Consider the following 12960-nt stretch of genomic DNA (forward strand, 5'->3'; position numbering starts at 1 on the left):
GTCCAGCCGTCGCCACGCCTCCCGGCCCCGCCGGATGTCGATCACTGGGCGAGCGTAGCGGCGGCGGGGGTCCGGGAGGCCCGGTTCCGGCGGACGATGGTGCCGCGCCGGCGTGCCAGCCACAGGAACACGATCGTCAGGGCCGCCCCCGCGCCGACCGCGTACAGGCTCGCCTCCGGGCCGAACTCGCCGCCGCTGAGGAGGGTCGGGCCCGAGGTCGCGCCGTCGAGCAGGCCGTCCGGGGCGTCCTTGCCGGAGACGTCGGTGCCGAAGATCCCGGCGCCGGCGAAGTTCCAGGCGAAGTGCAGGCCGATCGGCACCCAGAGGGTGCGGGTGGCCACGTAGGCGGCGGCGAGCATGCCGCCGGCCTCGATGGCGATGGCGAGCGCGCTCCACAGGTCGGCGTTCGGGTTGGGCAGGTGCATCAGGCCGAACGCCAGGCCGGTCAGCGCCAGCGCCGCCCAGGTGCCGGTGCGCTCCTCGATGATCCGGAACAGGACGCCGCGGAACATCACCTCCTCGGACACCGCCGCGGCGGCCATGAAGCCGAGAAGGGCGACCGGGCCGGACGCGGAGCCGAACCCGTCGATCCGGTAGTGGCCGAGGAACGCGATGTTCACGATGACGGCGCCGAACATCGCGAAACCGATCAGCATCCCGCGGGTGAGGCCGCCCGCGGCGCCCTTCAGCGCCAGCTCCGCAGGCTCGCGGCGCTCGGTCCGCCGCACCACCCAGCGGTACGTGTACAGGCTGACCAGCGCCGCCGCGGCGCCGAGGACGAGCGTGAGGGCCGGGTTCCACACCACGCCGTTGACGCCCGCGCCGCCGGCGGCGGCGACCACCACGACGACGACGAGCTGCTTCAGCAGTCGCATGCTGACTCCTTCAGGGGGTTCCGCGGCCATGGCGCCGCGGCGTCGCCCGAAACGCTAAGGATTCGCCCCCCGCCGGATCTTCACCGTGCGGTGGACATCTGCGGGTAGCTCGCACGGGGGACAGGCCCCCGGATCGGTCGCGCCGCCACGGGGACGGGGCCGCGTCAGTGGACGCCGTCCTTATGAAACGTCATCGGTGTTCCCCCGCGGACGCCGCTTTTTCTGAAATCTGGTGATCGTTTTGAGTGATGGAAAAATGCGTTCGCTTTGCCCCGGCCGTCTGAGGCAGCATGGATGGGCGGCGGCGTGGAGGGCGGGGTGGCAGTGCTACGAGGCAGGTCCAGAGGCGGCACGTCGGTCCGGCAACGCGCGGTTCTGCTGGCCCTGCGCTTTTACTGCGATGTGCTGCGCCGCCAGTGGCGCATCTCGCTTCCGGCGCTGACTTTGCCGGCGCTGGGCAATACGTGCCTGTTCTACCTGACTCCGCTGATGGTCGCCGCCCTGGTGGGGCACCTGGCCGAAGGCGGGGAAAGCGATCTCGCCGCCCTCCTGCCCTACGTCCTCGGATTCGCCGGACTGATGTTCGCGGGCGAGGCGCTGTGGAGAGTGGGCCTGCACTTCCTCAACCGGACGAACAGCCGGGGCATCGAATGGCTCGCCAACACCGGCATGGACGACTTGCTCGCGAAAGACGCCGCGTTCTTCCATGACAACTTCGCCGGTTCGCTGACCAAACGGATACTGAGCTTCTGCGGCGGCTTCGAAAATTTCGCCGACACCCTCACTTTCGCGGTCGTGGCCAACGTGATCCCGTTGTCCTTCGCCTCGGTGATCCTGTGGCGGTACCACCCGCTGCTGGTCGTCGTCCTCCTGGGCCTGATCGTCTTCACCGGCTTCCTCGTCATCCCGTTCATCCGCCGCAGGCAGGCGCTCGTGGACAGGCGCGAGGCGGCGAAGGTGAGGGTGTCCGGCCACATCGCCGACGTGCTGACCAACATGGAGACGGTCCGCGCGTTCGCCGCCGAGGAGCGGGAGGCCGCCGAGCTCCGCGGCCGGGTCGCCGAGCAGAACCGCCTGGCACTGCGCTCCTGGGACTACGCCAACCTGCGGGTCGACACGATCGTCGCTCCGATGTCGATCCTGACCAGCGCCCTGGGGCTGCTCGTCGCGGTGGCGCTTCGCGGCGGGCTCGGGGTCGAGGCCATCGTGGTGACGTTCTCCTACTACACCAACGCGACGCGGATCATGTTCGAGTTCAACCAGATCTACCGGCGGATGGAGAGCACGCTCACCGAGAGCGCCCAGTTCACCGAGCTGCTCCTGACGCCGCCGACCGTCGTGGACCCGCCCGACCCGCAGCCGCTGCGTCCGGTCGACGCCTCGGTCCGCTTCGAGCGGGTGCGCTTCGCCCACGGCGACGGGCCGCCCCTGTTCGAGGGCCTGGAGCTGGAGATCCCCAGCGGCGCCAAGATCGGCCTGGTGGGGCGGTCGGGCGGCGGCAAGACCACCCTCTCCCGGCTGCTGCTGCGTCTCATGGACGTCGACGGCGGCCGCATCCTCATCGGCGGCCAGGACATCGCGCGGCTGCGCCAGAGCGACCTGCGCAACATGATCGCGTACGTTCCCCAGGAGCCCGCGATGTTCCACCGGTCGGTGCGCGACAACATCGCCTTCGCCCGGCCCGGCGCCACCGAGGCCGAGATCCTGCGGGCCGCGCGGGCGGCCCACGTCACCGAGTTCGTCGAGAACCTGCCGGACGGCTTCGACACGCTGGTCGGCGAGCGAGGCGTCAAGCTCTCCGGCGGCCAGCGGCAGCGCCTCGCCCTCGCCCGCGCCATCCTGCGAGACACCCCGATCCTGCTCCTGGACGAGGCGACCAGCGCGCTGGACTCTGAAAGCGAACTCCTCATCCAGGAAGCCCTGTGGCGCCTGATGCGCGACCGCACCGCCCTGGTCGTCGCGCACCGTCTGAGCACGGTCGTCCGCATGGACCGTCTGGTCGTCCTCGACCGCGGCCGCGTCCTCGAAGAGGGATCCCACCGGGAACTCCTCCAGTCCGAGGGTCCCTATGCCCGCCTCTGGCACCACCAGTCCGGCGGCTTCCTCACCACCGAAGCCACCCCAGGCACCTCGCCCGCGGTCCACCGAGACCAGGACTCCCAACCGGTGACCGGCTGAGTGGTCCCGCCCCGGCGGTCGGCGCCGAGCGCGGTGGACGCGCGGGCCTAGCCGGACTCCTTGACGCCGAGCGCTCGCACGATTCCGTCGGCCACCGACGTGATGATCCCGGGGTAGTAGAAGACGACCGCGATCACGATGCTGAGCACGATGAACTGAATGAACCGCGTGATCTCCCGGGTGAACAGGAAGAACAGGGCCACGATCCCGATGATGACCAGGAACAGCGGCCCGAAGATATTGCGCAGCCAGTCGGCCAGCTGCTGGGTGTTCGGGTCTTTCGCGGCCAGTACCACGGCCGCCGTCACGCCTTGCATCATGTCGTCTCTGCTCCCTGCCCGGCTCCTGTGATCGCTACCATCTCACGCGGCCATGGGTCCCACCGCGCAACCGGGTCCGCGTTGTCCTTCGGCGCTCGACAGAGCCTTGCCGCGCGGCCGCCAGGCGGGGTCTCGGGCCGCGATCGGGTGCTCGTGATGACGTGTTCGCCCGCGTCCTCGGCGACCGTGCCGGGCGGCGGCAGCGCCTACCGCGCCCGCGCCATCGGGTCGTCCCGTCACCGTCGAGCCATTGTCCGATCCTCTCGTGTGTCCGGGGACCATTGTGCGCCGTTGGCCGTTTCCGGCAAAGGGCGACGGCGGCCGGTCGTCCGTCGCGTCATCACCCATCAGTCGGCAACACTAGTCGCGGTCGGCGCGGATGCACCCGGCCGAATCCGCCACAGGCCGGTTCATCCGCGGCACGCTGCATGAATGCCCGCCACATCGTTCGAACGCCCGGCCGGCGGAAAAACCTGTGGAGGACGGGACGGCAGTCGGTAGGGTCAGGTGATCATGATCTTTGGTCCCATCGTCGACGTTCGTCCGCTGTTCCCGCGCGAGCGGCAGGCCCTGCTCGACCTGCTCCGCACCCTGAGCCCCGCCGACTGGGCCGCCCCCACGGTCTGCCCCGGCTGGGACGTGCACGACGTCGTCGCTCACGTGCTCAACGACTACATGCGGCGCCTGTCGGGCAGCCGCGACGGGTACGGCGGCGCGGTGTTCGCCAATGACGAGACGCTTCCTTCGTACCTGGCCCGCACCAACGATGAGTTCGTCCGGGCGTCCCGCCAGCTCAGTCCCCGGCTGCTGATCGAACTGCTGGATCACCTGGGCCCACGTCTCGACGCTGTGTGGGCTGCACAGGACCTCCAGGCAGCCGCCGACCTGAACGTCTCCTGGGCCGCCACCGACATCGACAGTCCCGCCTGGCTGGACATCGGACGCGACTTCACCGAGTTCTGGGTCCACCAGCAGCAGGTGCGCGACGCCGTCTCCGTCCCGGGCGCCGAAGAACCCGATCTCATGGCCCCGGTGCTGGACATCTTCGCGCGCGGCCTGCCGCACGCCTTGCGGATGCACGACCGCCCCGAAGGCCACACCGCTCACCTGGAAGTGCTCGGCCCGGCGGGCGGCCGGTGGGGCGCGGTCCGGCAGGACGGACGATGGCAGCTGACCCGGCCCCAGGGAGAGCCGACCGCACGCGTCGCGATGGACCAGGACACCTTCTGGCGCCTGGCGACCCGAGGCATCACCGTGGAGCAGGCCCGTCAGCGATCGACGATGAGCGGCGACGCGGAGCTCACCAAGGCCGTCACAGCCCTCCTCGCGGTCGTCGCCTGAGGAAGGCCGCTGGGTAGGGGGACGCGGTCAGCCGCGTGATCGCAGGCGAAAAACCCGGCGACGCCGGCGACCATCCCCGGGATAGTGGTCGCCCATGGATGAGGTCGAGGTCGTCGTCGCCCATTCCGAGCGTGCGACTCTGCGCGTCGGCGACGTGTTCCTGAAGATGGACGCCGACCAGACGCGCATCGACGTCGAGCTTGAGGCGATGTCCCTCGCGCCGGTCCCGACCCCGGAGGTCCTCTGGCGCAAGCCGCCCGTGCTCGCGATCGCCGCACTCCCGGGGACGACGCTCGGACGCCTCGGCGGGCCGGCGACCGGGTCGCCGTCGGCGTGGGCCGCGGCGGGCGCCGCCATCCGGACGCTGCACGACGCGCCGCCGCCGTCCTGGCCGGGCCAGGCGGGCCGGAGCATCGCCGCGCTGGAGGCGGAGCTCGACGCCGAGTGCGAGCTGCTCGTGACCGGCGGCCTCCTGCCCGCCGACCTCGTCAGCCGCAACCGCCGGGTCGCCGAGGCCGCGCTCCGGCCGTGGACTCCGGCGTTCACGCACGGCGACCTTCAGATCGCGCACGTCTTCGTCGACGGCGACGAGGTCACGGGCATTATCGACTGGTCCGAGGCGGGCCGGGGCGATGCCCTGTACGACCTCGCCACCTTCACGCTCGGACACGAGGAGCACCTCGACGACGTCGTCGCCGGCTATGGCGTCGACGTCGACCTCGACGTGATCCGCGCGTGGTGGTCGCTGCGAAGCCTGCTGATCGTCCGCTGGCTGAGCGAGCACGGCTTCGACCCCTTCGCGCCGGGCTGCGAGGTCGACGTGCTGAGATCCCGGATGTGAGGCAGCGCGGGCCAAGGCCCTGAATATGGTGGGCACGTGGCCTTCGAGGAGCGGTTGGAAGCGCACCGGGTCGACCTGACCGGCTTCTGCTACCGCATGCTCGCCTGCGCGGCCGAGGCCGAGGACGCCGTCCAGGAGACCTTCTTCCGCGCCTGGAAGAACGCCGATCGCTTCGATGAGAGCAGAGCCGGTCTGCGCACCTGGCTGCACAGGATCGCCACCAACGTCTGCCTCGACATGACCCGCAGCGTCCAGCGGCGCGCGCTCGCGATGGATCTCGGCCCGTCCTCACCCGCCGGCGCCTCTCTCGGCGCGCCGCTGGGAGCCGCCGCCTTCGTGCAGCCGATCCCCGACCGGCTCGCGCTGCCCGTTGACGGCGATCCGGCCGAACTGGCCGAGGGGCGCGAGACGATCCGGCTGGCGTTCGTCGCCGCCCTGCAAGTTCTGCCGCCGCGCCAGCGGGCCGTCCTCATCCTGCGTGAGGTGCTCTGCTGGACGGCGGAGGAGGTGGCCGGGCTGCTCGACAGCAGCCCCGCCGCGGTCAACAGTGCCCTGCAACGAGCACGTGCGGCCATGTCCGCACGTCGCACGCCGGGCGGGAGCGGCGAGGTCGACGAGGACCTGCTCGGACGGTACGTCAAGGCGTTCACCTCCTACGACGTCGACGGCCTGGTGTCGCTGCTCCACCGGGACGCCACCATGTCGATGCCGCCGTTCGCCTGGTGGCTCAGGGGCCGGGAGGCGATCCGGGCCGCTCTGGCGGGTGCGGCCGGCGCCTGCGCCGATGACCGGCTGGTCCGCACGGCGGCCAACGGGTCGCCGGCCTTCGCGCAGTACCGGGACGGGAAGGCGTTCGGCCTGTCCGTCATCGACGTCCGCGACGGACTGATCGTCAACACGACGACCTACCTGGATCCGTCCCTGTTCGCGTTGTTCGGATTGCCGATGACTCCTGAGGCGCCGTCCCGTATGTAGTGCATGACCGACATCGTTCCCATGTGGCATGACCAGCGCGGCAAGGGCGACCCCGTGGTGCTCCTGCACGGCGGGCTGACCGACGGCCGCTGCTTCACCGGCAACCTCGACGGGCTCGCCGACACGTTCGAGATCTACCTGCCCGACCGCCGCGGCCACGGCCGCACGCCCGACGCCCCCGGTCCGATCACCATGGAGCTCATGGCCCGGGACACGATCGCGTTCCTGGAGCGGGTGGTGGGCGGCCCGGCCCGGCTGGTGGGCTACAGCGCCGGCGGGACGGTGGCGCTGTGGGTGGCGATGCGCCGTCCTGACCTGGTCGAGCGCCTCGTCCTCATCAGCACCGCCTGCGACCTGGACGGACTGATCTTCAAGCCGTCGGCGGACGGCGAGATGCCCGCCGCGCTCGTCGACGCCTACGCCGAGGTGTCGCCCGACGGCCGCGACCACTTCCCGGTCGTCCTCGGCAAGATCGCGCACGCGGCCGCGACCGAGCCGCGGCTCGACCCGGCCGAGCTGCGCGCGGTGACGGCCAGGACCCTCGTCCTGTCCGGCGACGACGATCTGGTCACGCTCGACCACACCGTGGGGCTCTACCGCGCGCTGCCCACCGCCGAGCTGGCCGTGCTGCCCAACGCCAGCCACCTGCTGCTGATGGAGCACGCCGAAGCGGTGCGCGCCATGGTCCTGGCGTTCCTGACCACTGACGCGTCCCCGACGTACATGCCCATCGCGCGCGCCCAGCACAGCGTCCCCGAAGCGGGGTAGCCGCAGAAAGGCGACGGAGTGGAGCCAGGACACTCCCGGCTCCACTCCGTCGCGCGGTAGGTCAGGCGCGGCTCCAGAGCTGGTTGCTGCCGTTCCAGCAGGAGTAGAGCTGGATCGGGGCGCCGTTGGCGCTGCCGGCGGCGTCCAGGCAGAGGCCGGACTGGACGCCGACGATCGATCCGTCGGAGTTGAGGCGCCACTTCTGGTTGTCGCCGCCCCAGCAGCTGTAGATCTGGACCTTGGCGCCGTTGCCGGTCCCGGCGGCGTCGAGGCACTTGTCGCCGTAGACCCTGAGCTCGCCCGCGTCGGTGGAGGTCCACTGCTGGTTGGTTCCGCTGTGGCAGTCCCACAGCTGGAGCTGGGTGCCGTCGGTGGTGCTCGCGTTGGGCACGTCCAGGCAGCGGCCCGAACCGACGCCCTTGATCGTCTTGCCGGAGCCGGTGGGGGGAGACGAGGTGCCGTTGAGGGCGTTGAGGACCGAGGTGTAGGCGGCCTTCTTGTTGCCGTTGCCGTCGAACAGCAGCGGGGTCTGCTCCGAGCGCCACGAGTCGGTGTCGCGCACGCCCCAGACGGTGATGCCGAGGCAGCGCGAGACGGCCAGGCAGTCGTTCGTCACGTTGGCGTAGGTCGTGGCCGAGGCGCCCTGGATGTCCAGTTCGGTGATGGCCACGTCGACGCCGAGGGCGGCGAAGTTCTGCAGGGTGGTGCGGAAGTTGCTGTTGTAGGGGCTGCCGCTGTTGAAGTGGGACTGGAAGCCGACGCAGTCGATGGGCACGCCGCGCTGCTTGAAGTCGCGGACCATGGCGTACACGCCCTGGGTCTTGGCCCAGGACCAGTTCTCGATGTTGTAGTCGTTGTAGCAGAGCTTGGCGGCCGGGTCGGCGGCGCGCGCGGTGCGGAAGGCGACCTCGATCCAGTCGTTGCCGGTGCGCTGCAGGTTGGAGTCGCGGCGGCCTCCCGAGCCGTCGTCGGAGAAGGCCTCGTTCACGACGTCCCACTGGGCGATCTTGCCCTTGTAGTGGGCCATGACCCCGTTGATGTGGTCGATCATCGCCTGGCGCAGCGTGCCGCCGCTGAGGCTCTGCATCCAGCCGGGCTGCTGGGAGTGCCAGGCCAGGGTGTGGCCGCGTACCCGCTTGCCGTTCTGGACGGCCCAGTTGTAGACGCGGTCGCCGGAGCTGAAGTTGAACTGGCCCCGCTGGGGCTCGGTGGCGTCGATCTTCATCTCGTTCTCGGCGGTCACCATGTTGAACTCGCGGGATGCGATCGTGGTGTACGCCGAGTCGTTGAGCCTGCCCGAGGCGATGGCGGTGCCGAAGTAGCGGCCGCTCTGCGCCGCCGCGGCACCCAGCGTGCTCTCGGCGGCGGTGGCCGGGGGCGGCGCCACCAGAGCGGCGGCGAGCACCCCGAGGGTGCCCGCGAGAAGGGCCCGCTTACGGATCCCGGGCCTGAGCATGGCGTTCGTACGCACGTCTGTTCCTCCATGAATGAACGAGGGGTGGGAGCACGGAACACAGCCGTGTAAAAGACGCCGCGCTCCTTCACAGGAACGCACACACCACCAGGGCGTCGCGGACTCAGTGTGTGAGCCCCCGCAGATTCCGTCAATAGTTTCCATATCTTTCATGGCGCCGTATGCGTGATCTTTCTGCTGGCCGGCGCTCGAAACTTTTCGAAGTTCCCGGGCTCTTGACGATGCCTTTCTGCCTGTTATTTACTCCGGCCACCGCCACCCCCCGGCCGCCGATGGAGAGAAGGTCCCGTCCGACAGAAATTGTTAGCGCTAACATCCACGCCCAACGAAAGGAAGAAGGTCATGGTGAGGACCGGCGCGGTGCTGGCATCGCTCCTGCTTTCGGTGCTCATGTGCGTGACGAACCCACAGCCCGCCCAGGCCGCGACAGTGGATGTGAACACGTGGTACGTCCTGGTCAACCGCAACAGCGGCAAGGCTCTGGACGTCTACAACCTGGCGACCGGCGACGGCGCCCGCATCACCCAGTGGACGAGAAACGATCAGAACCAGCAGCAGTGGCAGTTCGTCGACTCCGGCGACGGCTACTACCGCATCCGGTCCCGCCACTCCGGCAAGGTGCTGGACGTCTACAACTTCTCCACCGCCAACGGCGGCTCGATCGTCCAATGGTCCGACCTGAACGGCGCCAACCAGCAGTGGCGGCTGGCCGACAGCCCTGGCGGCTACGTGAGGTTCGTGTCGCGCCACAGCGGCAAGGCCCTCGAAGTGCAAGGCGGCTCCACCGCCGACAACGCGAACATCGTCCAGTACGACGACTGGGGCGGCGACAACCAGCAGTGGCAGCTCGTCCCGGTCGGCGGCGGCTCCACTCCCGCGTGCGATCTCCCGTCGGCCTACCGCTGGACGTCGACCGGCCCGCTGGCGCAGCCCAAGTCGGGGTGGGTCTCGCTCAAGGACTTCACCGTCGCCCCCTACAACGGCCGGCATCTCGTCTATGCGACGACGCACGACACGGGGACGAGGTGGGGTTCGATGAACTTCAGCCCCTTCACCAACTGGTCGGAGATGGCCTCGGCCAGTCAGAATACGATGTCGAATTCCACCGTCGCGCCCACGCTCTTCTACTTCGCGCCGAAGAACGTCTGGGTGCTCGCCTACCAGTGGGGCGGGACCGCCTTCTCCTACCGGACGTCGAGCGACCCCACCAACCCGAATGGGTGGTCATCGCAGCAGGTGCTCTTCTCCGGAAGCATCAGCGGCTCCGGAACGGGCCCGATCGATCAGACGCTTATCGGCGACGGCACGAACATGTACCTTTTCTTCGCCGGTGACAACGGCAAGATCTACCGGGCCAGTATGCCGATCGGGAACTTCCCGGGCAGTTTCGGCACGACCTCGACAGTGGTCATGAGCGATTCGACCAACAACCTGTTCGAGGCCGTCCAGGTCTACAAGCTCCAGGGCCAGAGCCGGTACCTGATGCTCGTCGAGGCGATCGGCTCGCAGGGGCGCTACTTCCGCTCGTTCACGGCCACCAGCCTGAACGGTTCGTGGACCCCGCAGGCCGCGACCGAGAGCAACCCCTTCGCCGGCAAGGCCAACAGCGGCGCCACGTGGACCAACGACATCAGCCACGGCGAACTGATCCGCGCCGGCGCCGACCAGACCTTCACCGTCGACCCCTGCAACCTGCAGTTGCTCTACCAGGGGCGCAGCCCCAGCTCCGGCGGCGACTACGGTCTCCTGCCCTACCGGCCGGGTCTGCTGACACTCCAGCGCTGACACACGGAAGCGGACCCGACATGGCGGGCTCGGCGAAAAGCCGGGCCCGCCCTGGCCGCAGGACGCCCCTCAACGGATGATCAGGACGCTCCCAGATAGCGCAGGACGGCCAGGACACGGCGGTGGTCGGTGCCCGTGGGCGCGAGACCGAGCTTGGTGAAGATGTTCGCGATGTGCTTCTCCACGGCCCGCTCGGTGACCACGAGGGACGCGGCGATCGCCGCGTTCGTCCGGCCCTCCGCCATCAGGCCGAGGACCTCCCGCTCGCGCGGGGTGAGGGACGCGAGCCCGTCGTCGCGCCGGGCGGCGCCGAGCAGGTGCGCCACGACCTCCGGGTCGAGTGCGGTGCCCCCGGCGGCGACGCGGTTCAGCGCGTCCACGAAGTCGTCGAGGTCGGACACCCGCTCCTTCAACAGGTAGCCGACGCCCGCGGGCGAGCCCGCCAGCAGCTCGGCCGCGTACCGCGTCTCCACGTACTGCGAGAACAGCAGGATGCCGAGCCCGGGACGGACGCGGCGCAGCTCGATCGCGGCGTGCAGCCCCTCGTCGGTGTGCGTCGGAGGCATCCGGATGTCGACCACGGCGACGTCCGGCCCGTGCTCGGCCACGGCCGCGTGCAGCGCCGGCGCGTCGCCGACCGCCGCGACCACCGAGTGGCCGCGCAGCCCGAGCAGGTGGGCGAGGCCGTCCCGCAGGATCGCCGCGTCCTCGGCGATCACCACGCGCAGACCCGTCATGAGGTGGTGAGGGGGAGCGTGACGGTCACGGTGGTCGGTCCTCCCGGCGGGCTCAGCACGGACAGCTCGCCGTCCACCGTACGCACCCGCTCGGCCAGCCCCGCGAGCCCGCCGCCGGGACGCGCCCGCGCGCCGCCCTTCCCGTCGTCGGTGACCGACAGCCGCAGCGTGCCGTCCCCCGGCTGGACGGCGGACACGGCGACCCGGCGGGCGGCCGCGTGCCGTCCCGCGTTGGCCAGCAGCTCGGCGGTGCAGAAGTAGGCGATCGACTCAATCGCCGCGGACGGCCGGACCGGCAGGTCCGTCTCCAGCTCCGCCGGGACGGGGCTGCGGGCGGCGAGCGTCGCCAGCGCCGCGTCCAGCCCCTGGTCCAGGACGGGCGGATGGATGCCGCGGACCAGTTCGCGCAGCTCGGCGATCGCCTCCCGCGCGCCGGTGCGCGCGGCGGCGACCAGCTCGCGGGCGGGCTCGGGGGTGTCGGCCGGGAGGGTCTCCTGCAGCGCGGTCAGGGTCATGGTCAGCGAGACGAGCCGCACCTGGGCGCCGTCGTGCAGGTCCCGCTCGATCCGGCGGAGCGTCGCCGCCGCGTCCTCGACCGCGTACGACCGGCTCAGCTCCAGGTCGCGGATGCGCGCGTCGTCCGGCCGCGGACCGAGCAGCGACCGCAGCACCGCCAGGTCGAGACGCACGGCCAGCCGCACGGCCCGCGGCGCCAACGCCAGCAGGACGGCGCCGGCCAGAGCCACGAGCAGACTGCGCTGCCAGGTGTCGAAGTAGAACCCGCCGACGACCAGGCCGTGCCGGATCCCGCCGTCCGAGTCGCGGGTGGTGATCTCGTTCAGATGCAGGGGGAGCTGGATCGGATACGTCAGCAGGAGGAATCCGTACACCCAGGTCACGAGCACCACGACGACGCCGAGGACGGCCATCGGGAACCGGACGAGCAGATGCAGGAACGCGCGGTACCCCGTGGCGTCGTGGGCGTCCCGCACCCAGGCCCGCAGCCCGGCCCGCGACCGCGGCTGGCCCGGCGCCGGAACCCGCTCGTCCAGCAGGACTGCCGCGAGCCGGCGGTGCAGCTCCCCGAACCGGCAGGCGCCGCGCAGCACCGCCGCCGTCGCGGCCGCGCCCAGCCGCGTGACCGACATGACGATGCCGAACGCGCCCGAGAACACCGCGTAGTACACCCCGGCCAGGGCGATCGGGGCGCCGGCGAGCAGGTAGAGCGCCTCCGACCAGGCCCGGTGGACGGCCGGGGCCCTCAGCACCTGTGTCATCGCACCATTGTCCCGTCCGCCCTACCGAGGACGCGGACCATCAGGCGGGCCTGCAACGTCGTGATGCCCTTCATCAGGGCGGGCATCAGCAGCAGCATCACCAGCCCGCCCGTCGCGTGGACGGCCCAGGCACCGGCCAGCGTCGGGCCGCCCCAGGCGTCCTTCAGCGAACCGCCCATCCCGATGAGCCAGCGGGCCGGGTAGAACAGGTTGAGCACGACGATCCCCCACCCGTACGTGGCCGCCAGGAACGACAGGACGCCGAGCGGCAGCGAGAGGAGGGCGTGCAGGATCGTGCGGAACCGTCCGGGACGCCCTGACGGCACGTCCAGCAGGCTTGACGAGCTTGCGCGCCGTCTCCTCGTCCACCGGCCCCTCGCCGAAGGACG

Annotated in this window: 12 protein-coding genes; 6 read left to right on the forward strand and 6 right to left on the reverse strand. The window is 70.5% G+C overall.

The window, feature by feature from the left end:
- Positions 1-41: 41 nt before the first annotated feature.
- A complete protein-coding gene (locus tag AB0C69_RS25375) occupies positions 42-875 on the reverse strand; it encodes a CPBP family intramembrane glutamic endopeptidase (protein ID WP_360357621.1) in 834 nt (277 codons plus the stop codon).
- 318 nt (positions 876-1193) lie between these two features.
- Here AB0C69_RS25375 and AB0C69_RS25380 point away from each other — a divergent pair, with 318 nt between their 5' ends.
- Positions 1194-3053, forward strand: a complete 1860-nt coding sequence (locus AB0C69_RS25380) for an ABC transporter ATP-binding protein (RefSeq protein WP_360357622.1) — start codon at positions 1194-1196, stop codon at positions 3051-3053.
- A gap of 47 nt (positions 3054-3100) precedes the next feature.
- Here AB0C69_RS25380 and AB0C69_RS25385 read toward each other — a convergent pair whose 3' ends face one another.
- Complete coding sequence (locus AB0C69_RS25385) at positions 3101-3373, reverse strand: hypothetical protein (RefSeq protein ID WP_345171509.1); 273 nt, start codon at positions 3371-3373, stop codon at positions 3101-3103.
- 513 nt (positions 3374-3886) lie between these two features.
- Here AB0C69_RS25385 and AB0C69_RS25390 point away from each other — a divergent pair.
- The 4 genes from AB0C69_RS25390 to AB0C69_RS25405 all read left to right on the forward strand — a co-directional run bounded on the left by AB0C69_RS25390 (position 3887) and on the right by AB0C69_RS25405 (position 7298).
- A complete protein-coding gene (locus tag AB0C69_RS25390) occupies positions 3887-4714 on the forward strand; it encodes a maleylpyruvate isomerase family mycothiol-dependent enzyme (RefSeq protein ID WP_360357624.1) in 828 nt (275 codons plus the stop codon).
- Positions 4715-4808: 94 nt separating this feature from the next.
- The gene (locus AB0C69_RS25395; protein WP_360357626.1) at positions 4809-5555 is read left to right on the forward strand and encodes a phosphotransferase; all 747 of its coding nucleotides are present in this window, start codon (positions 4809-4811) and stop codon (positions 5553-5555) included.
- 36 nt (positions 5556-5591) lie between these two features.
- A complete protein-coding gene (locus AB0C69_RS25400) occupies positions 5592-6530 on the forward strand; it encodes an RNA polymerase subunit sigma-70 (RefSeq protein WP_360357628.1) in 939 nt (312 codons plus the stop codon).
- 3 nt (positions 6531-6533) lie between these two features.
- Positions 6534-7298, forward strand: a complete 765-nt coding sequence (locus AB0C69_RS25405; protein WP_360357629.1) for an alpha/beta hydrolase — start codon at positions 6534-6536, stop codon at positions 7296-7298.
- A gap of 61 nt (positions 7299-7359) precedes the next feature.
- Here the strand turns inward: AB0C69_RS25405 and AB0C69_RS25410 are convergent, their stop codons facing one another.
- A complete protein-coding gene (locus AB0C69_RS25410) occupies positions 7360-8769 on the reverse strand; it encodes an endo-1,4-beta-xylanase (RefSeq protein ID WP_345171501.1) in 1410 nt (469 codons plus the stop codon).
- A gap of 345 nt (positions 8770-9114) precedes the next feature.
- Between AB0C69_RS25410 and AB0C69_RS25415 the strand changes: the two genes are divergently transcribed.
- The gene (locus AB0C69_RS25415) at positions 9115-10557 is read left to right on the forward strand and encodes a non-reducing end alpha-L-arabinofuranosidase family hydrolase (protein WP_353831619.1); all 1443 of its coding nucleotides are present in this window, start codon (positions 9115-9117) and stop codon (positions 10555-10557) included.
- 80 nt (positions 10558-10637) lie between these two features.
- On the opposite strand, the gene AB0C69_RS25420 is transcribed toward AB0C69_RS25415, so the two are convergent.
- The 3 genes from AB0C69_RS25420 to AB0C69_RS25430 form a co-directional block, all read right to left on the reverse strand.
- Positions 10638-11285, reverse strand: a complete 648-nt coding sequence (locus tag AB0C69_RS25420) for a response regulator transcription factor (protein ID WP_258940348.1) — start codon at positions 11283-11285, stop codon at positions 10638-10640.
- A 5-nt stretch (positions 11286-11290) separates the two neighbouring features.
- Positions 11291-12571 carry a sensor domain-containing protein gene (locus tag AB0C69_RS25425; protein ID WP_360357631.1) on the reverse strand — a complete coding sequence of 427 codons (1281 nt, stop codon included), beginning with the start codon at positions 12569-12571 and terminating at the stop codon, positions 11291-11293.
- Positions 12568-12960 (reverse strand): sensor domain-containing protein (locus AB0C69_RS25430; protein ID WP_360357632.1); only part of this gene is annotated, 393 nt, incomplete at its 5' end. The genes AB0C69_RS25425 and AB0C69_RS25430, both read right to left, overlap by 4 nt.

Source organism: Actinomadura sp. NPDC048032, from assembly GCF_040653175.1.
Lineage (GTDB): Bacteria > Actinomycetota > Actinomycetes > Streptosporangiales > Streptosporangiaceae > Spirillospora > Spirillospora verrucosospora.

What these genes read in the sequence shown, in the direction of transcription:
- AB0C69_RS25375 (WP_360357621.1), bottom strand. Translation starts at nt 875, where the DNA reads ATGCGACTGCTGAAGCAGCTCGTCGTCGTCGTGGTGGTCGCCGCCGCC.
- AB0C69_RS25385 (WP_345171509.1), bottom strand. Translation starts at nt 3,373, where the DNA reads ATGATGCAAGGCGTGACGGCGGCCGTGGTACTGGCCGCGAAAGACCCG.
- AB0C69_RS25390 (WP_360357624.1), top strand. Translation starts at nt 3,887, where the DNA reads ATGATCTTTGGTCCCATCGTCGACGTTCGTCCGCTGTTCCCGCGCGAG.
- AB0C69_RS25395 (WP_360357626.1), top strand. Translation starts at nt 4,809, where the DNA reads ATGGATGAGGTCGAGGTCGTCGTCGCCCATTCCGAGCGTGCGACTCTG.
- AB0C69_RS25405 (WP_360357629.1), top strand. Translation starts at nt 6,534, where the DNA reads ATGACCGACATCGTTCCCATGTGGCATGACCAGCGCGGCAAGGGCGAC.
- AB0C69_RS25415 (WP_353831619.1), top strand. Translation starts at nt 9,115, where the DNA reads ATGGTGAGGACCGGCGCGGTGCTGGCATCGCTCCTGCTTTCGGTGCTC.
- AB0C69_RS25425 (WP_360357631.1), bottom strand. Translation starts at nt 12,571, where the DNA reads ATGACACAGGTGCTGAGGGCCCCGGCCGTCCACCGGGCCTGGTCGGAG.